General features: G+C 62.0%; 25 protein-coding genes, 1 tRNA gene and 1 pseudogene. 8 read left to right on the forward strand and 19 right to left on the reverse strand.

All coding sequences use genetic code 11. The features are described 5' to 3' along the window. Window positions 1-13 precede the first annotated feature (13 nt). A complete protein-coding gene (gene salA, locus P0Y58_12095; GenBank protein WEK32893.1) occupies window positions 14-1,297 on the forward strand; it encodes a salicylate 1-monooxygenase in 1,284 nt (427 codons plus the stop codon). A 117-nt stretch (window positions 1,298-1,414) separates the two neighbouring features. Here the strand turns inward: salA and P0Y58_12100 are convergent, their stop codons facing one another. After that, window positions 1,415-1,600: a hypothetical protein gene (locus P0Y58_12100; protein ID WEK32894.1), complete on the reverse strand. Its 186-nt coding sequence runs from the start codon at window positions 1,598-1,600 to the stop codon at window positions 1,415-1,417. Between the two features lie 511 nt (window positions 1,601-2,111). After that, a pseudogene (locus P0Y58_12105) lies at window positions 2,112-2,689 on the reverse strand (cysteine hydrolase family protein). Between the two features lie 466 nt (window positions 2,690-3,155). On the opposite strand from P0Y58_12105, the gene P0Y58_12110 reads away from it, so the two are divergent. Next, a complete protein-coding gene (locus tag P0Y58_12110; protein ID WEK32895.1) occupies window positions 3,156-3,350 on the forward strand; it encodes a hypothetical protein in 195 nt (64 codons plus the stop codon). Window positions 3,351-3,484: 134 nt separating this feature from the next. Here the strand turns inward: P0Y58_12110 and P0Y58_12115 are convergent, their stop codons facing one another. Continuing rightward, window positions 3,485-4,387, reverse strand: coding sequence for a LysR substrate-binding domain-containing protein (locus P0Y58_12115; protein ID WEK32896.1), 903 nt, complete (start codon window positions 4,385-4,387; stop codon window positions 3,485-3,487). A gap of 97 nt (window positions 4,388-4,484) precedes the next feature. Between P0Y58_12115 and P0Y58_12120 the strand changes: the two genes are divergently transcribed. Continuing rightward, a complete protein-coding gene (locus P0Y58_12120; protein ID WEK32897.1) occupies window positions 4,485-5,246 on the forward strand; it encodes a TSUP family transporter in 762 nt (253 codons plus the stop codon). A 1-nt stretch (window position 5,247) separates the two neighbouring features. Here the strand turns inward: P0Y58_12120 and P0Y58_12125 are convergent, their stop codons facing one another. The 4 genes from P0Y58_12125 to P0Y58_12140 form a co-directional block, all read right to left on the reverse strand. Continuing rightward, a complete protein-coding gene (locus P0Y58_12125) occupies window positions 5,248-6,672 on the reverse strand; it encodes a diguanylate cyclase (GenBank protein ID WEK32898.1) in 1,425 nt (474 codons plus the stop codon). Window positions 6,673-6,810: 138 nt separating this feature from the next. Then, the gene (locus tag P0Y58_12130; protein WEK32899.1) at window positions 6,811-8,640 is read right to left on the reverse strand and encodes an SLC13 family permease; all 1,830 of its coding nucleotides are present in this window, start codon (window positions 8,638-8,640) and stop codon (window positions 6,811-6,813) included. A gap of 138 nt (window positions 8,641-8,778) precedes the next feature. Next, on the reverse strand, window positions 8,779-9,171 hold the full coding sequence (locus P0Y58_12135) for a bacteriocin (protein ID WEK32900.1): 393 nt from the start codon (window positions 9,169-9,171) through the stop codon (window positions 8,779-8,781). 73 nt (window positions 9,172-9,244) lie between these two features. Further along, on the reverse strand, window positions 9,245-9,433 hold the full coding sequence (locus P0Y58_12140; GenBank protein WEK32901.1) for a hypothetical protein: 189 nt from the start codon (window positions 9,431-9,433) through the stop codon (window positions 9,245-9,247). A gap of 221 nt (window positions 9,434-9,654) precedes the next feature. Between P0Y58_12140 and P0Y58_12145 the strand changes: the two genes are divergently transcribed. Then, entirely contained in the window at window positions 9,655-10,815 is a 1,161-nt protein-coding gene (locus P0Y58_12145; GenBank protein ID WEK32902.1) for a GGDEF domain-containing protein, read from the forward strand. Window position 10,816: 1 nt separating this feature from the next. Here P0Y58_12145 and P0Y58_12150 read toward each other — a convergent pair whose 3' ends face one another. Continuing rightward, window positions 10,817-11,107, reverse strand: coding sequence for an RcnB family protein (locus P0Y58_12150; protein ID WEK32903.1), 291 nt, complete (start codon window positions 11,105-11,107; stop codon window positions 10,817-10,819). 116 nt (window positions 11,108-11,223) lie between these two features. On the opposite strand from P0Y58_12150, the gene P0Y58_12155 reads away from it, so the two are divergent. Both P0Y58_12155 and P0Y58_12160 read left to right on the forward strand, forming a co-directional pair. After that, on the forward strand, window positions 11,224-11,574 hold the full coding sequence (locus P0Y58_12155) for a hypothetical protein (GenBank protein ID WEK32904.1): 351 nt from the start codon (window positions 11,224-11,226) through the stop codon (window positions 11,572-11,574). 111 nt (window positions 11,575-11,685) lie between these two features. Continuing rightward, a complete protein-coding gene (locus P0Y58_12160) occupies window positions 11,686-12,507 on the forward strand; it encodes a class I SAM-dependent methyltransferase (protein ID WEK32905.1) in 822 nt (273 codons plus the stop codon). Here P0Y58_12160 and P0Y58_12165 read toward each other — a convergent pair whose 3' ends face one another. From P0Y58_12165 to P0Y58_12180, 4 genes are all read right to left on the reverse strand, one after another. Beyond that, window positions 12,508-13,275, reverse strand: a complete 768-nt coding sequence (locus tag P0Y58_12165; GenBank protein WEK32906.1) for an SDR family oxidoreductase — start codon at window positions 13,273-13,275, stop codon at window positions 12,508-12,510. A gap of 32 nt (window positions 13,276-13,307) precedes the next feature. Then, complete coding sequence (locus P0Y58_12170; protein WEK32907.1) at window positions 13,308-14,375, reverse strand: phosphotransferase family protein; 1,068 nt, start codon at window positions 14,373-14,375, stop codon at window positions 13,308-13,310. A 185-nt stretch (window positions 14,376-14,560) separates the two neighbouring features. After that, window positions 14,561-14,878, reverse strand: a complete 318-nt coding sequence (locus tag P0Y58_12175; protein ID WEK32908.1) for an SCP2 sterol-binding domain-containing protein — start codon at window positions 14,876-14,878, stop codon at window positions 14,561-14,563. Window positions 14,879-14,934: 56 nt separating this feature from the next. Beyond that, entirely contained in the window at window positions 14,935-15,645 is a 711-nt protein-coding gene (locus P0Y58_12180; GenBank protein WEK32909.1) for a histidine phosphatase family protein, read from the reverse strand. A 198-nt stretch (window positions 15,646-15,843) separates the two neighbouring features. On the opposite strand from P0Y58_12180, the gene sohB reads away from it, so the two are divergent. After that, window positions 15,844-16,863 carry a protease SohB gene (sohB, locus tag P0Y58_12185; protein WEK32910.1) on the forward strand — a complete coding sequence of 340 codons (1,020 nt, stop codon included), beginning with the start codon at window positions 15,844-15,846 and terminating at the stop codon, window positions 16,861-16,863. A 154-nt stretch (window positions 16,864-17,017) separates the two neighbouring features. Next, window positions 17,018-17,091: transfer RNA gene (locus P0Y58_12190), tRNA-Cys, on the forward strand. A gap of 100 nt (window positions 17,092-17,191) precedes the next feature. Here the strand turns inward: P0Y58_12190 and P0Y58_12195 are convergent. The 7 genes from P0Y58_12195 to P0Y58_12225 are packed head-to-tail and all read right to left on the reverse strand — an operon-like array spanning window position 17,192 to window position 20,811. After that, window positions 17,192-18,241 carry a tyrosine-type recombinase/integrase gene (locus tag P0Y58_12195; protein WEK32911.1) on the reverse strand — a complete coding sequence of 350 codons (1,050 nt, stop codon included), beginning with the start codon at window positions 18,239-18,241 and terminating at the stop codon, window positions 17,192-17,194. A 1-nt stretch (window position 18,242) separates the two neighbouring features. Beyond that, window positions 18,243-18,488 carry a DUF4224 domain-containing protein gene (locus P0Y58_12200; GenBank protein WEK32912.1) on the reverse strand — a complete coding sequence of 82 codons (246 nt, stop codon included), beginning with the start codon at window positions 18,486-18,488 and terminating at the stop codon, window positions 18,243-18,245. 39 nt (window positions 18,489-18,527) lie between these two features. Next, complete coding sequence (locus P0Y58_12205) at window positions 18,528-19,079, reverse strand: hypothetical protein (GenBank protein WEK32913.1); 552 nt, start codon at window positions 19,077-19,079, stop codon at window positions 18,528-18,530. 56 nt (window positions 19,080-19,135) lie between these two features. Then, window positions 19,136-19,366, reverse strand: coding sequence for a hypothetical protein (locus P0Y58_12210; GenBank protein WEK32914.1), 231 nt, complete (start codon window positions 19,364-19,366; stop codon window positions 19,136-19,138). A gap of 46 nt (window positions 19,367-19,412) precedes the next feature. Further along, complete coding sequence (locus P0Y58_12215) at window positions 19,413-19,979, reverse strand: hypothetical protein (protein WEK32915.1); 567 nt, start codon at window positions 19,977-19,979, stop codon at window positions 19,413-19,415. Further along, window positions 19,976-20,248, reverse strand: a complete 273-nt coding sequence (locus tag P0Y58_12220) for a hypothetical protein (protein ID WEK32916.1) — start codon at window positions 20,246-20,248, stop codon at window positions 19,976-19,978. The genes P0Y58_12215 and P0Y58_12220 overlap by 4 nt, the downstream gene beginning before the upstream one ends. Further along, window positions 20,245-20,811, reverse strand: coding sequence for a hypothetical protein (locus tag P0Y58_12225; GenBank protein ID WEK32917.1), 567 nt, complete (start codon window positions 20,809-20,811; stop codon window positions 20,245-20,247). Before P0Y58_12225 ends, P0Y58_12220 begins: the two co-directional genes overlap by 4 nt. Window positions 20,812-20,889 lie beyond the last annotated feature (78 nt).

Below are 20,889 nucleotides of genomic sequence, written 5' to 3' on the forward strand. Positions count from 1 at the left end.
GAGGTACCTTGCAATGCACAAAACGACAGCGCTTGAAGTTTCGATTATTGGTGGTGGGATTGCAGGTGTTGCACTTGCACTCGACCTTTGCCGGCATGCGCACCTGAAGGTTCAACTGTTCGAATCGGCCGCCGCATTGGGTGAAGTGGGTGCAGGCGTGTCTTTTGGGGCCAATGCCGTGCGGGCCATTGCCGGCCTGGGCATGGCCGAGCCCTACGCCAGGATTGCCGACAGTACGCCCGCACCTTGGCAGGATGTGTGGTTCGAGTGGCGTGACGGGCGCGATGCGCAGTACCTGGGCAGCAGTGTGGCGCAAGGGGTGGGGCAGTCATCTGTGCATCGGGCCGACTTCCTCGATGCGCTCGCCAGCCAGTTGCCGGCGGGCATCGCAAAGTTCGGCAAGCGTGCTCAGCGGGTCGATCAAGTGGGGGACCGCGTGCAGGTGTGCTTTACCGATGGTACGGAACACCACTGCGACTTGTTGATTGGTGCCGACGGCATCAAGTCGACCATCCGCGACCATGTGCTTGATGGGCTGGGCGTGCCCCGGGTTGCGCCGCGGTTCAGTGGCACGTGCGCCTACCGTGGGCTGATCGATAGCGAGCGGTTGCGCGAGGCTTATTGGGCACGTGGCCTCGGCGAGCATCTGATAGATGTGCCGCAGATGTACCTGGGGCTCGACGGGCATATTCTGACCTTCCCGGTCAAACAAGGGCGGCTGATCAACGTGGTGGCGTTTGTGTCGGATCGTACCCGGCCGAACCCGGTATGGCCAACCGATGCGCCTTGGGTGCGGCAGGCAACGCAGGCCGAAATGCTCAAGGCGTTTGATGGGTGGGGGGAAGCGGCGCAGGTACTGCTGGCGTGTATCGCAACGCCATCGTTGTGGGCGCTGCATGACCTTGCCGAGTTGCCGGGGTATGCCCATGGCCGGGTAGGGCTGATGGGTGACGCTGCCCACGCCATGCTGCCGCACCAGGGCGCGGGGGCCGGGCAGGGGTTGGAGGACGCCTGGCTGCTGGCGCGGCTGTTGGCGGACCCGCAAGTGCTGCAACGCAGCCCGCAAGCGCTACTGCAGGCGTATGACGCTGTACGGCGCCCGCGTGCATGCCGGGTGCAGTGCACATCGCGGGAGGCGGGTGACCTTTATGAGTTTCGTGATCCGGCTGTGCGGGATGACGCCCAACAGTTGGGCAAGGTGCTGGCAGAGCGGTTCGACTGGCTGTGGAACCACAGCCTGCAGGATGACCTGAAGCAAGCGCGGCAGTTGCTGGGGTTACAGATACAGGCAGCCTGAGCGGGACGAAATAACGTGGTGCCTGGCATCGGCTTTATCGGGGGACGCGGATAAAGCCCGGTGCCAGTCAGTGATGGGCTTCAGCACGACAGCGTAGCCCCGTGCAGGCCGTGATCGTCACTGCAAGGTCACGGGCTTCATGCTTTCCGGCAACTGCCCAATGGCTGTTTCCAACCGCTCGATCAGCCCGGCAAGCTGGTCAGCCTCCTTGTCTTTGCCCTCACTATTCAGGCGATCACGCTCAAGGCGCAGGTTGAGCAAATTTTTCTGCAGTTGCAGGGCCGAGGCATTGTACGGGTCCATGCTTTTCTCACGCTGTGGGCTTCCGTGCCGTTGTAGGAAAAGCGGACCGTAGCAGCTCGAATTTCCTGTAGAAACTGATGTTTCATACAGGAAAATCCTTTCGGTTCGATGATTCCGACATCGTGCGGTAAAAGATCCTACATCCCGCATTTCAAATCGTGTCATTCAAATCAAGCTCAACCCCGCGTGATAGCGGGCCACAATCGGTTTTCGGCAATGCCGGCCCTCCACGCGGTCCCACCCAAGGCCTGCCGTGCTGTTCGAAACCTTATGTAGCAATTGCCGCCCCGCAGACCTCAATTTATACACATATCGATATAAACACAGCGCGGCGGCGGGTTTGCCCACCTCTGCTACGATCGAAGGTTTTCCGGCCAGGGAGAGGCCCATGCATTACGTTGTCATTGAACCCCACCGCAGCGAATACCTGCGGCCCATCCGCTCTGCCAAGGGTGTTGGTAATCGGCCCGCGCTACGAGGGCGGGCTAGGCTGGTTACCGGCGGAAAAACTTCAGCAACTGGCCTGAGGTACGCAGCCCGCGAGCACTTGCTGCGTGCGCAGGATGCGCGCGTAATCCATTGCCAGGTTGCTCAACGACAGCGCGTGCACGTCCTCTGCGGGCCATAGGCGCCCTTGCAGGTCGCGCTGGTCAAAGGTGAAACAAGCGTCTTCCACGACCACTACCTCGAAGCCGAGGTTGCCCGCCGAGCGTGCGCTGGATTCCACGGAATTGTTGGTAACACCCCGGCGATCACCAGTTCGGTGATGCCGCGCGCATGCAGCCAGCGCTCCAGGCCCGAATCGGTGAAGGCATCGGGCACATGTTTGTCGAATACTGCTTCGCTTGCCAGCGGGGTGAACGCGGGTTGGAACTCGCAACCGGACTGCCCCGGCCAGAACACGGAGTCCACCGAGCGGGACAAATGCCGCACATGAACCACCGGGCGCCGTTCCTTGCGCCACACAGCCAGCAGCTCGCCCATGCGCAGTTCGGCTTCGGGGTTATTGCGTCGACCTAGGCGCGGGTGGTGGATACCGGCCTGAAGGTCGATCAGCAGCAAGGTGGCGTTCGCGGCGAAGGCAGTCATGGCGGGGCGGCATTCCTTGGCAGGTTCGAGCGATTGACACTAGCACAGCGTGAGTAGCTGGAAAAAGTTGCTGAAAATTCGAAAACGCTGATCTGATCCGCTTTTTTTCCACAAACCTGCATCTGTAACCGTATCAGCCCAGGCCCGACAATATGCCCATTCCCGCATCACAACTGTAGAGGTTCCAATGGGCAAGCTGGCGCTGTTCCTGGGTGGTTTTCTGCTGCTGACCATTCTGATTGGTATTCTTGGCACGATTCCGCCAAGCTGACTTCAACTGTGTTTTTCCTACGCGGCCCGTCTATTTCAACTGACGGGCCCAATCCCTGACCATATGGCCAGTATTTCCCCTCTTGCACTGCTGGACCAGCGGTAGGTGCAAGTCATTCTCAAGTGCAAAAGCCTCGTGTAGTCTCCCGCCGCCGCTCATTCGGGCCGGTCCTTTTGCCTTGGAGTCGATACATCAATGGAATACAAGAAAGGCACTTCAGCCATGCTGGAGTGGCGTAGCCGTTTTCTTGCCGAAGGCATACTTGATGAGCAGGTTTATGACCAGGCATTGCGCGATGCCTTGGTGCTGGAGCAGGCTGGCGTGATCAGTACGTCGGAGTGGATCGAGCTGGTCAAGCTGGCCAATACGGCCTTGCTGGTTGTGCGATAAGTCATTCTTTGCGTTGGGAAATCTGTCCACAAAAAACGTGGGTAGGTCTGTGGATAAAGTGCTGCAAGCCAGGCCGGTTGCGGGCTCTGTTAGATTGAGCAGAAATTGAACAGCCATTTCAGGGGGCTGTTTCATCAGCTGAGGCCGGCACGGCGCAATGCCGCCAGCAAGTCGCGGACTCGCGCCGGCAGCTCGCCAGCAGGGTACACGGCATGCATTTGCGGGTCCTGGCCGCTGCTGGAAGTCAGGCGGTAGTGCGGGCATACCCGCACCAGCCGCCCTGCCTTGACCTGCGGTTCGCCAACCCAGGCCGCCAGGCGGGCGATGCCTGCGCCTGCCAGGGTGCCGTGGTACACCGCGTCACCCGAGTCCAGGCGCAGCCTGGGCCTGGGGCGCAGGCTGGTGATCTGGTCGTCGCGGCAAAAATGCCAGGCTTTAAGAATGCGCGGAGCGGTGTGCAGGATCAGCGCATGCCCATCGAGGTCTTCAGGTTGCTGTGGCGTGCCGGCCCAGGCCAGGTAAGCCGGGCTGGCATACAGGTGGCGCTGGTAGGCCCACAGCGGGTAGCCGATCAGCTCGCTTGATTGCGGGAAAGCGCCACGCACTACGAAATCGAATTTACCCTGCAGCGGGTCGAGGGGTTCGTCGCTGTACTGCACGTCCAGGGTCACCTTGGGGTGGCAGCGGGAGAACTCGGCGAGCACCTGTGGCAGCACATGCTCACCCAGCAGTTGCGGCACGGCAAAGCGTATCCAGCCTTGGGCGCTGCCGCTTAGTGCGGCCAACTCGTCGGCCGCATCACGTTGCACATCAAGCAAGCGTTCGGCATGGGGCAGCAGGCGCTCACCGGCTTCGGTAAGGGTTACTGCGTTGGCGTTGCGGTTGAGCAGCTTGCTGCCGGCGTTGTCCTCCAGGGTTTGTACCGCGCGGGTTACCGCACTAGGCGAACGCCCCAGCGCGCGTGCAGCGGCGACGAAGCTGCGCTTGTGCGCCACGCTGACGAACGCCTGGATTTCCCGCAGCATGTCCAATGCCATTGCCTGCTCCTTGTTGCAGTTTTCGCAATATGGCATTTCACCACAAGCGCGGCACTTTGATTAGCCTTGCAGGGTATTCACTGCCTGGAACCGCGTCATGATGGATATTGCTGTGCTTTCTGTGTTTGCCTTTGCTGCTGGGTTGATCGACGCCGCAGTGGGGGGCGGCGGGCTAATCCAGATCCCGGCCTTGTTCAACGTGCTGCCCACCGCGCAACCAGCGGCTTTGCTCGGCACCAACAAGCTGGCATCGGTGTGTGGCACGGCCTTCGCGGCGCGCTCGTTCATTCGCAAGGTGACGCTGGACTGGGGGCTGATCGTGCCGGCGGCGCTCAGCGCCTTCGTCATGTCGTTCGCTGGCGCTGCCACGGTGTCACTGGTGCCGCCCAGTGTGATGCGCCCGGCAGTGCTGGTGATGATCGTGCTGATGGCCATCTACACCTTCTGCAAGAAAGACTTCGGCACCCTGCACAAACCTGCGCGGATCGGCCGCAAGGAGCAATGCCTGGCGGTGCTGATTGGTGGCGCAATCGGCTTTTACGATGGCCTGTTTGGCCCGGGCACCGGCAGCTTCCTGATCTTCCTGTTCATCCGCTTCTTCGCCCTGGATTTCCTGCACGCCTCGGCCTCGGCCAAGGTGGTGAACATTGCCACCAATCTGGCGGCGCTGGTGTTCTTCGTGCCCTCGGGCAACGTGCTGTACGCGATCGCTTTGCCCATGGCCGCGTGCAACGTGCTCGGGGCGCTTACCGGCACCTGGCTGGCGGTACGCAAGGGCGCAGGCTTTGTGCGCGGGCTGTTCCTGATACTGCTGTGCGTGCTGATCGCCAAGCTGTCGTGGGACCTGCTGGCCGGCTGACTCAGATCACCTGGCGCTGTGCTTCGGCCTGCTCGACGCGGTTGCGGCCCTGGGCCTTGGCCCGGTACAGCGCTTGGTCGGCACTTGCCAGCAACGCGTCAAGGCCCGGGGCCGGGATATTGGCGTCGCAGCCGGCAACCCCAATACTCACGGTAATTTGCAGGTGCTGGTCGCCCTGCGTCACGTGCAGGTCTTGTACGGCGCGGCGCAGGCGCTCGGCGGTGAACTTGGCACGTTCTGGCGCAAGGCCCGGGAGGATGACGACGAATTCCTCGCCGCCCAGGCGGGCGAGTAGTTCATCGTTGTGCAACTGGTCTTGCAGGGTGCTGGCGAACTGGCGCAGCACCTGGTCACCGACCCCGTGGCCGTGGGCATCGTTGATCGACTTGAAGTGGTCGATGTCCAGCATCATCAGGGTCAGCGGCAGCGCCTGGGCATGCTGTTGGCGGCTGTCCAGCAGCGCGTTGGCGCGGCGGGTGAAGGCGCTGCGGGTGAGCACGCCGGTCAGGTGGTCGATGGTGGCCTGATGCGCCAGGCGAGCCATCAGGCTGCGGTTGGCCTGGCTGACGCAGGCCACCACCAGCGGGCCGAGCACCAGCATGGCAATGCCCAGGCGTGCCGACATCAGCGTGGTCACACCGGGCTCGCTTTGCGGCACGCTGAAGTGCATGAGGTTTTGCGCCACCGCCACAATCAAGGTACTGCCGGCGGTGAGTGTCAGCAGCGCCACCATGAACGGCGAGTAGGTCCAGGCGCACCACAACAAGGCGGCAATCGGGAAGGCAATGGCACCCGGGCCGCCAAAGGCGATGCTGAACGCCAGCGAGGCCAGCAGCACCAACAGTGGCGCCAGGCGGATGGCCTGGGCTCCACCACGCACCAAGGCCCGAGCTGAGGGGGCTGTAAGCAGCACCGGCAGCACCAGCACGCTGGTCGAAAACTGTTCGCTGAACCAGGCCAGCCAAGTGGCACGCAAGGATTGCTCGAACCACGGTGCGGCCATGGCTGCAGCCATGCTGGCCGCCACCATGGCACCGACGGCACAGGCGCCGAATACACTGAGTACGCCGTGCGGGGTACGCATGCGCCGGTGCAGGCGCGGCAAGCGCGACAGCAATTGCCAGAGGGTAACCACCACCCCCAGGTTACACAGGTTGAACCACAGGGCCGGCACCCAGGCGCTGCCGCACAACAGGTCGGCGCCGACCATAGCCAACCAGACCAGGCTGAAGCCGGTAAGCGTGGCCTGGCGCGGGTAACGCAGAAGCACCCCGGCCAGCACAGCATTCACCGGCCAGAACAGCGACAGCGATTCGATTGGGCGTGCCAGGATGCCGGCCAAGGTGAGGGCAAAGGTCAGGCAAAGCAGAACGACGTAAGGCAACAAGCGCGATTGGGCTGGAAAAACCATGAACTCGACCGGCAAGCGGAGACGAAATCCAGGAAAACGCCTTGAAGCACCTGGGGCAATAACCCGCAGTGTGTTTCGTCAGGCCAGTTGATGTCAATCTGCCGCGATCGGTCGAGATAATGTCAAATTGCTTCTACTCTCTGCCGCTTTTTCCTACAACCCGAAGAACCACGGCACCATCACGACAGTGACTACCATCACCAGCAAGGTAAACGGCACGCCAATTTTGACGAAGTCTGCGAAGCGGTATTGCCCCGGGCCCAGCACCAGTGTGTTGACCGGCGATGACACTGGCGTCATGAACGCCGCCGACGCGGCCAGTGCGACGGTCATGGCAAACGGGTAGGGTGACATACCCAATTGTGCTGCGGTACTGACAGCCACCGGCGCCATCAGCACCGCAGTAGCCGTATTGGAAATGAACAGGCCAATCACCGCCGTGACGGCGAACAGGCAGGCGAGAATGGCACTGGGGCCGGCCCCGCCCAGCACGCTGACCAGCCCGCCCACCGCCAGGTCGATACCACCGGTTTTCTGCAGGGCCTGGGCGAACGGCAGCATACCGACGATCAGCACCAGGCTTTGCCAATGAATGGCCCGATAGGCGCTGTTCATGTCGATGCAGCGGCCGGCGCCCATCAGCAGGCAACCGATCAGCGCCGCCATCACATTGGGTACGGCACCGCTGACCATCAGCCCGACCATCACCGCCAGGCTAAGCAACGCCTGGGGCGCGCGGGTGCGGGCTGGCGCGACCTGGTCGATCTCGGCGGGCAGGCTCAATACCAGAAAGTCTCGGGGCTGGCTTTGCAGCTGGCGCACGGCCTTCCACGGGCCGACCACCAGCAAGGTATCGCCAAGGCGCAGGTTTTCTTCCACCAGTTGCGCTTCGATCGCCGCCTGCTCGCGGCGCAGGCCGACCACGTTGAGGCCATAGCGGGTTCGGAACGCCATTTCGAGAATGCTCTTGCCGATCAGCTGCGAGCCTGGCGGCAGCGACACCTCGGCCATGCCCAGTTCCTGGGACTGGTCAATGAAGTAGGCTGCCTTGAAGTGCAGCGGCTCCAGTTGCATGGTCTGGCACAGGCTGCGCAGGTCGTCCCGGTTGGCGAACAGGTCGAGTAGCAGCACGTCGCCCTGGTGCAGCACGGTGTTGGAGTCGGCGGCGATCACCCGCGTGGTGAACTTGTGCTGGCGCTCGATGCCGATCACGTTGGCGCCGTGCCGGGTGCGCAGCTCCAGCTCACCGAGGGTGTGGCCGATCAGCGGCGACTGAGGGCGGATGCGCAAGCGCCGCTCACGGCCGTTGAGCTTGTAGTCCAGCACCAGGTCAAGCAGTGTGCGGCGGGTTTCCACGCGGCCGTCCTTGCGGACTTCGCCGTTGAGCCAGTGCCGCGTCAGCAGCATGTAGCCGATGCCAAGCACCAGTACCACCAGGCCGAACGGGGTGAAGCTGAAGAAGCTGAACCCCGCCTCGCCGTTGCGCACCAACTCGCTGTGCACCACCACGTTGGGCGGTGTGGCCACCAGGCTGAGCATGCCGCTGATCAGGCCGGCGAACGCCAGTGGCATCATCAGGCGGCTGGGCGAAAGCTTCAGGCGCGCGGCAATGCTCAGCACCACCGGAATGAAAATGGCCACCACGCCAGTGGAGCTCATGATCGAGCCCAGCCCGGCTACGGCCACCATCAACAGCACCAGCAGGCGTGTCTCGCTATTGCCGGCCCGCTCGCTCATCCATTCGCCGATGCGGTAGGCAATACCGGTACGCACCAGGCCTTCGCCGATCACGAACAAGGCGGCGATCAGGACCACGTTGGGGTCGCTGAAGCCGGCCAGGGCCTGCTCCACGCTAAGGATGCCGAGTAGCGGCAGGGCCAGAATCACCAACAGCGCGACCACGTCCATGCGTGGGCGATTGATGATGAACAGAACGACGACGATGGCCAGCAGGCCGATGACCCAGAGCAGCTCTTGGTTCATGGGGAGGGGGTGTTCCTTCACACGGGGGCACGATAGACAGTAGCAGTCAGTGTGCCAGCTTGTGATGAAGGGGGTGTTGATGTGCTGCAGGGTTTGCAAATCAAAAGGGGCCGCAATGCGGCCCCTTGGGTTACCGGATCAGTGACGGTGGCGGCGGTGCTTCTTGCTGCTGCCGTTGTTGTCGCCCAAGTGGTTGCCGATGGCGCCACCGGCAGCGCCGCCCAGGCCGGCACCCACAGTGGAGCCGGTCTTGCCGCCCACCGCGCCGCCCAGCAGCGAGCCGCCAGCCGAACCCAGGCCACCGCCGATGGCGGCTTCGGTACGGTTGCCCTTGCGTGCGCCTACCGCACTGCCGGCTGCGCCGCCTACGCCGGCACCGATGGCCGCGCCGGTCTTGCCGCCGAGTTGCTGGCCGACAACGTTACCCAGAACACCACCCAGGCCACCGCCAATGGCGGCAGTACCGTCACCGGCGAAAGCGCCCTGGCACAGCAGCAGGCCAAAGGCAAGGGAAGGCAGAGTCAGACGCATGATACGAACCTCAAAGGAATCATCAGGTTAAGTTGCCGCATAATGGGCGGCAGGTCAGGGGTGCAAAGACGCTTCAGCGGTATTCGCGGTCACCGCGGTACTGACGATTGTCATCGTCATCACGGTCATGCCGATCGTGGTGGCGATGGCCACGGTCGCGGTCGCGCCAACCATCGTCGTCGTCATGGTAGCGATGGCTGTGGCAGCCTGCGGTCAGCAGGACTGCAGCAATCAGCGAAAGGTTTGCAAAGCGCGTTCTCACGGTATAGGTCCTTGATCCGCAATGGTTTACGGGACACTTGCTGAGACTGGGAATGATCCATTTGGTTTCCCGGGCGGGCAAAAATTTGTCGCGCCTGTGGTGAGCGGCGTGCTTGCAGGCTGTTGTTCTGTCCCATTCGGTCATGGTCGAGTGCGCAATGTCCCTCTAAACTGTGGGGTAAGCCGCAGCCAAGACGGCAATCTGCCACACGGTGAATCACGATGATCGCCCATACCCCCACGTTGTTCGCCGCCGTTGCGTTGGTCGCTACCATTCTGGCCTTCTGCCTGTTGCTGGTCGGGCGCAGCAATCGCCGTGACAACCTGCTGCTCACGGGTTGCGGGCTGCTGGTGCATGCCTTGGCTTATGTCTGCTACACCGTCTACGCCCAGGCCCCGCTGTGGGTCAGTTATGGTCTGGGCAACAGTTTGCTGTCGCTGGCCTTGGCGTTCTACACCGCCAGCCTGTTCCGGGTGCGTGAGCAGGTGGTGCCTTGGCGTGTCATTTTCGTCATTCCCGCCTGCATGCTGGTAGGGCTGATGCTGCTGCTCGATACGCTGGAGCCGCGCATGCTGCTGGCGACGCTGGTATTGATGCTTCAGTGCTCGATGATTCTTTACTGGGCCTGGCGCCATGCCGAGCGGCCGGGCAGGGCCCACTTGCTGTTGCAAATCGGTGCGTTGATCAGCCTGGTCGGCCTGGGTATGCGGGTGGTGGCGGTGGCGAATGGCACCGCAGTGGAAATGCGTTATGACACCAGCAACCTCAAGCAGAGTATTTCCGTGGCAATCGGTACGGCCACGGTCATGATGTACTCGATCGGGCTGGTGCTGATGGCCAAGGAGCGCAGTGAGTCCCGCTTGCAGCACCTGGCCCTGCACGATGTGCTGACCGGCACATTCAACCGCAGGGCGATCCTCGAACGGTTTGCCGTGGAGCTGGACCGTGCTCGCCAGCAGCAGGCCAGCCTGGCCGTGGCAATGATCGACATCGACCATTTCAAGCGTATCAACGACCTGTATGGGCACCTGGCCGGTGACGAGGTGTTGTGCCATTGCGTGCGCCAGTTGCAGCAGCGCCTACGCCAGGGTGACAGTCTGGGCCGTTATGGCGGAGAGGAGTTTTTACTGTTACTGCCGGGCAATGACCGCAGCGGGGCGATGGCTGCGCTGCAAGGCCTGCGCGAGGCCATTGCGCGCAGCCCGGCGCGTTTTGCCGGTGACCAGATAGAACTGCGCTTCAGCGTCGGCCTGTGGTGTGGCGTGCCGGGCCCCAAAGACAGCACCGCCAACCTGCTGGCCCAGGCGGATGCTGCGCTTTACCAGGCCAAGGCCGCCGGGCGCAACACGGTGCACATGGCGGCATTGGTCCAGGCAGTTTGAGTCATGACGCCGGCTGGATCGCCAGCACCACACCATTGGTGATCTGCACCAGCACGTAGTGATCGCCCATGCGTACCCAATGGCTTTCCTTTTCCGGGGCGGGCAGGCCCTTCGCTTTCCAGTTCTGGATTGCCGCGTCGTCGCGTTTGTACTGATCCGGCGCCTTGTCGCCGACCTTGAGCTCACGGTTGTGCGTTTCCGGCGCAGTGACGCTTTCTTCTGACGAAGGGGCTGCGGTTGCAGCCAGAGGGAGGCAGGACATGGCGGCGAATAGCAGATAGTGCAGTTTCATGACGGTCTCCTTGTGACTCATGCCTTAACTGCGACAGCGACTTGTGCGCGACAATTCACTCGCGATACCTGCTGGTGCTAGAGTCGCGTTCTTTTTCAAAATCCTGAGGATGGAACATGCGTGCGATTCTGCCGATGGCCGCAGCGCTGATGCTGGTCGGTTGTGCTTCTGCGACCATGGAGACGGCCCGCGGCGGCAAGCCCACTGCGCAGCTTGATTCGCACAAGGCGCCGGAGCTGGTGGCGCAGTGCATCCAGTTCAGCTGGCAGGAAGAGAAGGTGTTTGGCGACGATGCCAGCGGCTACCTTGAGCCGCGCAAGCAGGGCGGGTTTACGGTGTACACCCGTGAGGCCGAGGCGTTTGTGGATGTATACCCACAGGCAGGCGGGGCGCGGGTCGATTACTACGCGCAGAAGAATGATGGCGTGGCGCTGCAGCGCCGGGCAGCGGCGGCGACCTGTTTGTAACGGCTGCAGTTGACCCTGCGGCAGCGGCCTTTACAATTTTTAGCAAGGCAGTGGTGTCGTAGCTGGGCAGGTGGCGGCTAGCATGAGCCGTTACCACTCAAGGAAGACACCATGGACCGTTCACTGCAACTCAACCGCAGCAGTTGGGACGAACGCGCCCCGCTGCACGCTGCCTCGAAGGACTACGAAGTCGAGATTCTGGTCCAACGCCCCGGGCACCTTTCTGAAACCGTCCGCTTCGACCTGCCTTTGCTCGGCGATATCACCGGGCTGAACACCGTGCACCTGCAGTGCCACATCGGCACCGACACCCTCTCGCTGGCGCGCCTTGGCGCCCATGTCTGCGGCCTGGATTACTCCGCGGCTTCGCTGGCTGAGGCGCGGGCACTGGCCGAGCGTTGCGCGACGCCCATCGAGTATGTCGAGTCCGATGTCCATGCCGCCGACAAGGTACTGCCGGCAGGCACGTTCGACCTGGTCTACACCGGTATCGGCGCACTCTGCTGGTTGCCCCGCATCGAGCCGTGGGCACGTGCGGTCGCAGCGCTTCTGAAGCCGGGCGGCCGGCTGTTCCTGCGCGATGGGCACCCGATGCTGATGGCTGTCAATGAAGACCACCAGGACCGCCTGCAGCTCGAATACTCGTATTTCGAGCACGAAGCGCCGACGGTGTGGCACAACGACCAGACCTACGTCGAGACCGACCAGCGCCTTGCCCACACCGAAACCCACGAATGGAACCACAGCCTGGGTGAAGTCGTTACGGCCTTGCTGGCCCATGGGCTGCAGCTGACGGCCCTGGTCGAGCACCAGAGCATCCCCTGGGAGGCGCTGCCGGGTCAGATGGTCAAGGGCGGCGACGGTGAGTATCGCTTGCGCGAGCAGCCTGCACGCCTGCCCCTGAGCTACACCTTGGTAGCGGTCAAAGCCTGATCACGACAGGTAGCCGCCGTCGACGTTGAGTGCCGTGCCGGTGGTGTAGCTGGAGGCATCGCTGGCCAAGTACAGCACCGCGCCGGCCATTTCCTTGGGATCGGCTACGCGCTTTAGCGGGATCTGCTGCAAGGCAGCGTTGAGGATGGCGTCGTTCTTCACCAGTGCAGAGGCAAATTTGGTGTCGGTCAGGCCCGGTAGCAAGGCGTTGCAGCGAATGCCGAATTGGGCGCACTCCTTGGCGAAGACTTTGGTCATGTTGATGACTGCCGCCTTGGTCACCGAATAGATCCCCTGGAAGTGGCCGGGGGACACGCCATTGATGGATGCCACGTTGATGATGCTACCGCTACCTTGTTCGCGCATCAGCTTGCCGGCTTCCACCGACATGAAGAAGTAACCGCGGATGTTCACGTCCACGGTTTTCTGGAAGGCATTCGGGTCGGTGTCCAGCACGTTGCAGAACTGCGGGTTGGTGGCGGCGTTGTTGACCAGGATGTCCAGGCGCCCGAATTGTTCGCGGATACCGGCAAACACCTGCTGGATCTGCTCCAGCTCACCGATGTGGCAGGCCACCGCCGTCGCCTTGCCACCCGCCGCGATGATCGCCTCGGCCACCTGCTGGCAACCGTCAAGCTTGCGGCTGGAAACGATCACATGCGCACCTTGCTGGGCCAGCAGGTGGGCGATGGCCTCGCCGATGCCACGGCTGGCGCCGGAAACGAAGGCAATCTTGCCGTCGAGGTCGAACAGGTGGGTCTTGGACATGCTGTTTTCCTTGTTATCCGTCGTCGTGGGCGTTAGAGGCTGGACTTGGCAATGACCTGCAAGGTCATCTGCTCCAGCAAGCGGTTCATGTGGATGAACTGGGCGAAACGCTTGTCCTGGGTCTGGCCGTGGTAGTAGCGGAAGTAGATCTGCTGGACGATGCCGGCCAGGCGGAACAGGCCATAGCAGTAGTAGTAATCGAAGTTGTCCAGCTGGATGCCCGCGCGTTCGGCGTAGTAATCCACGAACTGGCGGCGGGTGAGCATGCCCGGCGCGTTGCTCGGTTGGCGGCGCATCAGTTGCACCGGCGCCGGGTCGTCGGCCTCGATCCAGTAGGCCAGGCTGTTGCCCAGGTCCATCAACGGGTCGCCCAGGGTGGCCATTTCCCAGTCAAGCACACCGATGATGCGCATGGGGTTGTCTGCGTCGAGGATCACGTTGTCGAAGCGGTAATCGTTGTGCACGATGGCGGGCTTCGGGTGGTCGGCGGGCATTTTATCGTGCAACCAGGCGGTTACCTTTTCCCAGCGCGGGGCGTCCGGGGTCAGGGCTTTTTCGTAGCGGCTGGTCCAGCCCTCGATCTGGCGCTGCACGTAGCCTTCCGGCTTGCCCAGGTCGGCCAGGCCGCAGGCGTTGTAGTCCACCTGGTGCAACTCGACCAGGCGGTCGATAAAGCTTTTGCACAGGGCCTCGGTGCGGCCGTCGTCAAGGTTCAGCTCGGCAGGGATGTCCGAGCGCAGGATGATGCCCTTGACCCGTTCCATGACGTAGAACTCGCCGCCGATCAGGCTGCTGTCGGTGCAGTGCACATACGCTTTGGGGCAGAAGGGAAATCCGCTGTTCAACTGGTTGAGGATGCGGAACTCGCGGCCCATGTCGTGGGCCGACTTGGCCTTGTGCCCGAATGGCGGGCGGCGCAGCACAAAGTCCCGGCCCGGGTAGCTGACCAGGTAGGTGAGGTTGGAGGCACCCCCAGGGAACTGGCTGATGCTCGGCAGGCCGTCCAGCCCGGGAATACTGGCCTTGAGGTAAGGGTCGATGACGGCCGCGTCGAGTTCTTCGCCGGGGCGTACCTGGGTGGACTGGTCGGTGAGCGTCATGCGTTTTCCTTATTCTCGATCTCAAGGACTATTGGCTAATCTAATGGCCTGCCGGCGCTGGAACAAGCGTGCCAGGTACCCTATAGGTGAGGGTGTTGCTGGTAGATCACTGCACCGAATGCAGGGCAAAAAAAAACCGAAGCCGCCAAGGCTTCGGTTTTTCGATCATCCGGTGTACCCAGCCCTCAGGACGGGAACAGCTCGCTGAGTTTCATCGACAGCATCATGTCGCCTTCAACGCGCAGCTTGCCGCCCATGAAGGCCTGCATGCCGTCGGTTTCACCACTCACGATGCCCTTCAGGGTTTCGCTGTCCATCACCAGGGTGCAGTTGGCGTCCGGGTTTTCGCCTTCCTGCAGTTCGCAGGTGCCGTCTTTGACGATCAGCGCGTATTGCTTGCCTTCGTCGGTGATGTTGAAGCCGAACACCAGGTCCAGGCCGGCGGCAGCGGATGGGTTGAACTTCTCTTGCATCTTTTTGACGGCATCAGCTACGGAGGTCATGGCGCATTCCTTATAGAGTTATTTACACGTCCCCGCAGGGACACAACAAACCGGGCTCATCGATAGGTGACAAGCTCCGGTACCCTCAACAGCTGCACATGGGCCTGGCTGTTGAAGGAGGCCAGTGCCACGTCGCGGCCGCGAAACTTCAGTTGGCTGAGCGACGTGTTGATGATTTGCCAGTTCAGCGCGAACGCCTGGCTGGGGGTAATACGGGTAACCAGGTGGAGCAGGGCGGCAATGGTGCCGCCCGAGGTGAAGATGGCGACATTGTCGCCGCTGCCGGCGGCATCGAGCACGCGCTGCAGGCCACCTTGCACACGGCGGGTGAAAGCCTGCCAGCTTTCCAGCCCGTCGTCTGCATGCTCGCCTGCGTGCCAGCGTTGCACCATCAATGCGAACAGGCGCTGGAACTCGCTGCGGTGTTGCGTAGCATTGCGCAGGATATGCAGGGCATCGGGCTCTTCTGGCAGCAAACCGGGCAGCAGCGCGCGTATCACCCCATCGGCATCGAACTCATTGAACGCCGCGTCGGTCTCAACAGCCGGTACCGGGCAACCACTGGCATGCAAAGCCTCCAGGGCCAGGCGCGCGGTATCCTGCTGGCGGCGCAGGTCACCTGCCACGCAGCGGTCCAGCCGCAAACCCAACTGGGCCAGATGCTCACCCAAGGCCTGGCTCTGGCGTACGCCCACGGGCGAAAGGACGTCGTAGTCCTCGGCGCCGAAGGAGGCTTGGCCATGTCGGATCAGGTAGAGGTTGCCCACGAAAGGTTCCGGCCTGTTTGGAGGTTGCTGCGAGGTTAGGATGCAGCACACGGGCTGTCAACGAAAAAACATACAAGCGTTTGAAAAGGTTGTTTGAAAGGTGTTGCCAGCGTTTACACCGGCTGGCAGCACCCAAGGCGCAGCGGTATGCTTGCATCAGTTACGCGCCGCTTTGGCGCAGGTATTTAAGGAGTCAACGTGGAGTTTCTTGCCGAATACGCAAGCTTTCTCGCCAAAACCGCCACCCTGGTCATCGCCATCCTCGTGGTGCTGTCGGCCATCGCCGGGTTGCGCAGCAAAGGGCGCCGCAAACCGGGTGGGCAGCTGCAAGTCACCCGCCTGAACGAGTTCTACAAGGACCTGCGCGAACGCCTGGAGTCCGGCCTGTTCGACAAGGCCCAGCTCAAGGCCTTGCGCAAGCAGCAGGCCAAGGCCCAAAAACAGCAGAAGAAAGGCAAGGCCGAGGAAAAGGGCCGGGTCTTCGTGCTGGACTTCGATGGCGATATCAAAGCGTCTGCCACCGAAAGCCTGCGTAACGAAATCACTGCGCTACTGACCCTCGCCACCCCGCGTGACGAAGTGGTGCTGCGCCTGGAAAGCGGTGGCGGCCTGGTGCACAGCTACGGCCTGGCGGCGTCGCAACTGGCGCGCATTCGCCAGGCGGGTATCCCGCTGACCGTGTGCATCGACAAAGTGGCCGCCAGCGGTGGTTACATGATGGCCTGCATCGGCGAGAAGATCATCAGTGCGCCATTCGCCGTACTGGGTTCGATCGGCGTGGTGGCACAGCTGCCCAACGTCAACCGCCTGTTGAAGAAGCACGATATCGACTTCGAAGTGCTGACTGCCGGCGAGTACAAGCGCACCCTGACCGTGTTTGGCGAGAACACCGACAAGGGCCGGGAGAAGTTCCAGGAAGACCTGGACATCACCCACCAGCTGTTCAAGGATTTTGTCGCCCGCTATCGCCCGCAGCTGCACATGGACGAAGTGGCCACTGGCGAAGTCTGGCTGGGCGTTGCCGCACTCAACCACCAACTGGTGGACGAACTGCAGACCAGCGACGAATACCTCAGCGAACGCGCGCGCAACGCCAACCTGTTCCACCTGCACTATGCCGAACGCAAGAGCCTGCAAGAGCGAATCGGCATGGCCGCCAGCGGCACGGTGGAGAACACGGTGGTGGGCTTGTGGAGTAAACTCAGCCGCCTGCGCTAACACCTTGAGCCCGTTGGAATTTTTTTTCGTTCAGGGGGTTGCAAGGTTAAACGAATGAAGACATAATGGCGCCCATCGAAACGCAGCAAACTTTGAAAAAGGTTCAGCGTTTCAAGGAGATAGCAAAGCGCAAGCAGCTAGATCCGACCTTTGAGGCCGAGTAGCAAAGTGGTTATGCTCCGGATTGCAAATCCGTCTACGCCGGTTCGATTCCGACCTCGGCCTCCATCATTCGAAAGCCCCGCAGATTAACGTCTGCGGGGTTTTTCTTTGGGCGATAGAAAATACCGAAGTCCCAAAACTATTTGCAGGCAGTCCCAAAACTTCCTCATTTGGAGGGCTTGGCAATGGCCCCGACGCGCCGGTAAACGCGCTCGGTGATACCCTCTTTCGAGTGACCAAGAAGCACGCTTGCCTCGCTCAGATCGGTGATCTCCGAAGCGGCCTTCGGACGAATATCTCGGAACTGGAATTGGGCGATTCGATTGGCCAGGTCCGGCTTCTTCTCCAGCTCAGCTTTCACCCTCGCAGCCTCGCGAGCATCGGCCCACCGGTTTCGCAACATTGGCCAGCTCATGCGCTTGCCGTGCTCGTTGACGATGAAGAACGGCGAAAGGTGCTGGCTGGTGTATCGCATGATCCGATCGAGCAGTAGGCCCAGGCTGTTCTTCACGCCATTCGCTTCCAAGATGATCCTCAGTCGCTTGCCGGTCTTGCCCTGGCTGACCATCAGGTAGATCCCTTCCATATCGTCCTTCCGCATGGACAGAACGTCCGACGGCCGTTGGCCTGTCAGGTACGCCAGGTCCATCGCGTCCTTCAGCTCCGGTGGAGCCTCCTCATACACCGCCTGCCACACCGCTTCGTTGGCGTAGAAGTCGCGCGGTTTCTCCTTGTTCTTCCTCACACCCAGGCACGGGTTGTCCCGGGTGGTCAGTCCCCATTCCCTCGCCGTGTTAAAAACGTGGGAGAGAAGGGCGATCTCCCTGTTCGCCCTCGTCTTCGCCGATCGCGAGTCGCGGTACTGAGCAATCATGGCGGGCGTGATGGCGTCGATCGGCGCCGAATCGAACACCGTACGCAGCTGCTTGAGCTCGTAGATGTTGTCCTTCTGCGTTCTGGCGGCTTTGCCTGGGATGATCTTCAGCAGGTATTCGTCGAAGATACCCTTCATCATGGTCAGTTCCTTCGGAACTGATTTTGCTTCGAGTTCCGCCCACTTCAGCTTGGCCTTCACCAGGTCATTACCGAGGAAGATGTCTTTTCCTGACTTGTCCCGGTAGTACAGGGCCTCCCACACCTTGCCATTCGCTTTTGCTCTTTTACGTCGATACATGCCTGGTGGCAGGTCGCGATTCTCGGTCTTCCTTGGGCGCATTTTACTTCACTCGGGAAAAATCAGGGGTCCAGGCGGGTGCTGGTGGAGGGGCCGCAGCGACCGGCACGGTATCAATCACTACCCCGCTGAGCTTCTGGCGGGCGTACTGGCGGCCCACAAGAGGACGGCCGCCGCGACTCTCTACGAAGTGCCAGCCTTTATCTGTCAGCCAGCGGCGCTGCCACGCCCGGGGTTTGTAGCCGGTGATCGCCACCAGCTCTTCGTCCGAAAGGATCTCGGTTTCCATGGGATGGTCTCCACGCCGCCCGTGGCGGCAGGTTGGTGGTCAGGCCAGCAGGACTTCGCGCACGACTTCCCAGAGTCGGGCGGCGGGCCACTGGTAGCGGTCGAAGTCCGTGTCTGGCTGGATGCCGTGGCGGCAGGTGGAATGAGCGCCGGCCGGGTACTCGCCGCGCTTCTGCATGATGGTGGCCACGCGGCCGTCACCGCCTGGCTCTGTGCGGTGGTACGCATAGGCCTGGGTGTTGTAGTCGTTCCCGGCCTCGATCTTGAAGGTGGTTTCGTGCACCAGGTCGGCGCGCCCGTCTGGCGTCCAGGGCCGGCCGCCGTTGGCGGTGCGCTTGCCTTCGTGGAGGTACAGCACGAATTCGCCTTCGGGGTTATGCATCAGCCAGTAGCAGTGATTGATCTGCGTGCCGACCAGCACCCGGGAGATGAAGTTGAAGCGGTGATCGTGGATCGCCGAGTGCTCGAAGCAGGCGCGGCGAGGCAGCTCGGGGTGCCAAACATGCAGGCGCTGATCGCCCTGCAACTGAACCTGGACGAAGCCGAGGCCGTGGAGCGTGATTTTGTCGGTCATCACGTCGTCGATGATCATGGAAAAAGCTCTCCATGCCCGCGCATGGCGGCGGGCTTGAGTTGTAGAGGGAGGGGTTAACGCTTTTGGAGGTCGGTGGTGATGGCCTCGACGATCACCGAGCCCATGATGCGGGTGGTGGCGACGTGATCCTTGAGGACCTTATTCAGTCGCCCAACCGCCGCTTCGCGTGCTTGGCGGTAGACCTGGTCCAGGGTGCAGTCGGGGCCCCACGATCCGAGATTCGTCATCTCGATGGTGATAGTGACCTTTGCGCCGGTGCTGGTTCGTGCGTGCGGCTTGCTCATCGCGGCCCCCTGTAGATCAGGTAGGCCATGTACATCAGGGGCAGGATCATGCAGCACCCCCGGCAGCCAGGGCTTCAGCCTTCAGAGACGAATACGCGACGCCATCCAGCGCGCTGTCCTCGTGGAACTTGTCCGGATTCTGCCACTGCCGCACATCCTTCAGCACCTGGAGCAGCAACCACCCTTCGGCCTCGGTGAGGTCGCGGCCGGTTATGGCGTTGAATGCCTGGACAGTGCGGCCCATGCGGCGCTCGCCGCCCGGTGAGTCGTACTGCTTGCCGCGCTCGGCCTGCACGTCGATGGCGGCCTGCAGGAAATCGACCGATGTCTTTACCTTGGCCTGAACGTCCAGTGGGCGACCCTCGAGCGAGTTTCGCCAGTCACCAGTTGGCCCCCGGGCAAGCCAATCGCAGTCGCTCGACAGCAGAGAGAAGGTGTCGCCCTCCTTGAAGTCCTGGTGAATGTTCATCTTCCAGCCGGCCTTCACTCCATACCAGTGGCCATCGGCGGACTGCACAACCTGCGGCCAAGCGTGCTCATCCCAGCCAGGCTTTCCGGTCCAGATGCCCTTGCCGTAAAGGTCCTTCTTTTCCTCGGTGGTCAGAAATCTCACAGCTGATACCTCTCATCAATCCAGCGCCCAGGCGCCAGTGCGGGTGTAGGTCCGTTGCCCTGCTGTTCGTGCGGGGAGAGCTGGCGCTGGTTGCCGGCCTGCAGCTGGCTGTCCGGGATGCAGCTCAGCCCATTCGAGAACTGCCAGCAGGTCACGGCGCGCTGATCGTCGTGATAGACCTTGGCGCTGTAAGGCAGTGGCCGGGTTTCGCGTGGGTCTGCGCTGGCGCCGGTGGCCAGCAGCAGGAGGCAGAGGGCGAGGCGGGTCATGGCTGAACCACCGGGCTGTCGTTGTCCAGCTGGCAGCCGTTGGTGCAGCCACCACAGGCGCCGCATTTCTTGGCTTCCTGCTGAGCGCCGGCCTCCGGAAACTCAACCAGCGTCGTACTTCCTTCCTCCGGGTATTCATCGGTCGCGATGTGCAGCCCGTGGACTTTGTTCCCATCATCGTCCAGCACGTAGCCGACCCACAGCCGGCCATCGGTGTACTGCCCGAACTGGCCACCTTCTTCCTGGTCGGTGTCGCCGCAGTGGAAGTTGATGACGCCGATGACATCCTTGCTGAGCAGCATGCTTTGCGGCACCAAAGCGAAGCCGTCCGGCACGCGGGGCTGCTGCAGCGTTTGGCGCAAGTGTCGTACTTCTTCGATCAGGGCCAGAGCTACGGCCGGGTCGGGCAGGACCAGGTAACGCTCATCGGTTCCCAGCAGGTCGGCATCTTCGACCATTCCCTTCCAGCCGTGGGAGCGGATCACATCCTCGGCGGCAGCTTTGGCGGCGACATGCAGAGCGTCCAGATCGATGGAATCGAGAGCAGTTTTTTCTACAGGCACGGTCGTTCCTTGGCCGCCATATCGCGGCAGTTAATTGATTCAGTGGTTAGGAAATAGATAGCTATTGGGTGGGCATGC

The sequence above is a fragment of the Candidatus Pseudomonas phytovorans genome (assembly GCA_029202525.1).
Classification (GTDB): domain Bacteria; phylum Pseudomonadota; class Gammaproteobacteria; order Pseudomonadales; family Pseudomonadaceae; genus Aquipseudomonas; species Aquipseudomonas phytovorans.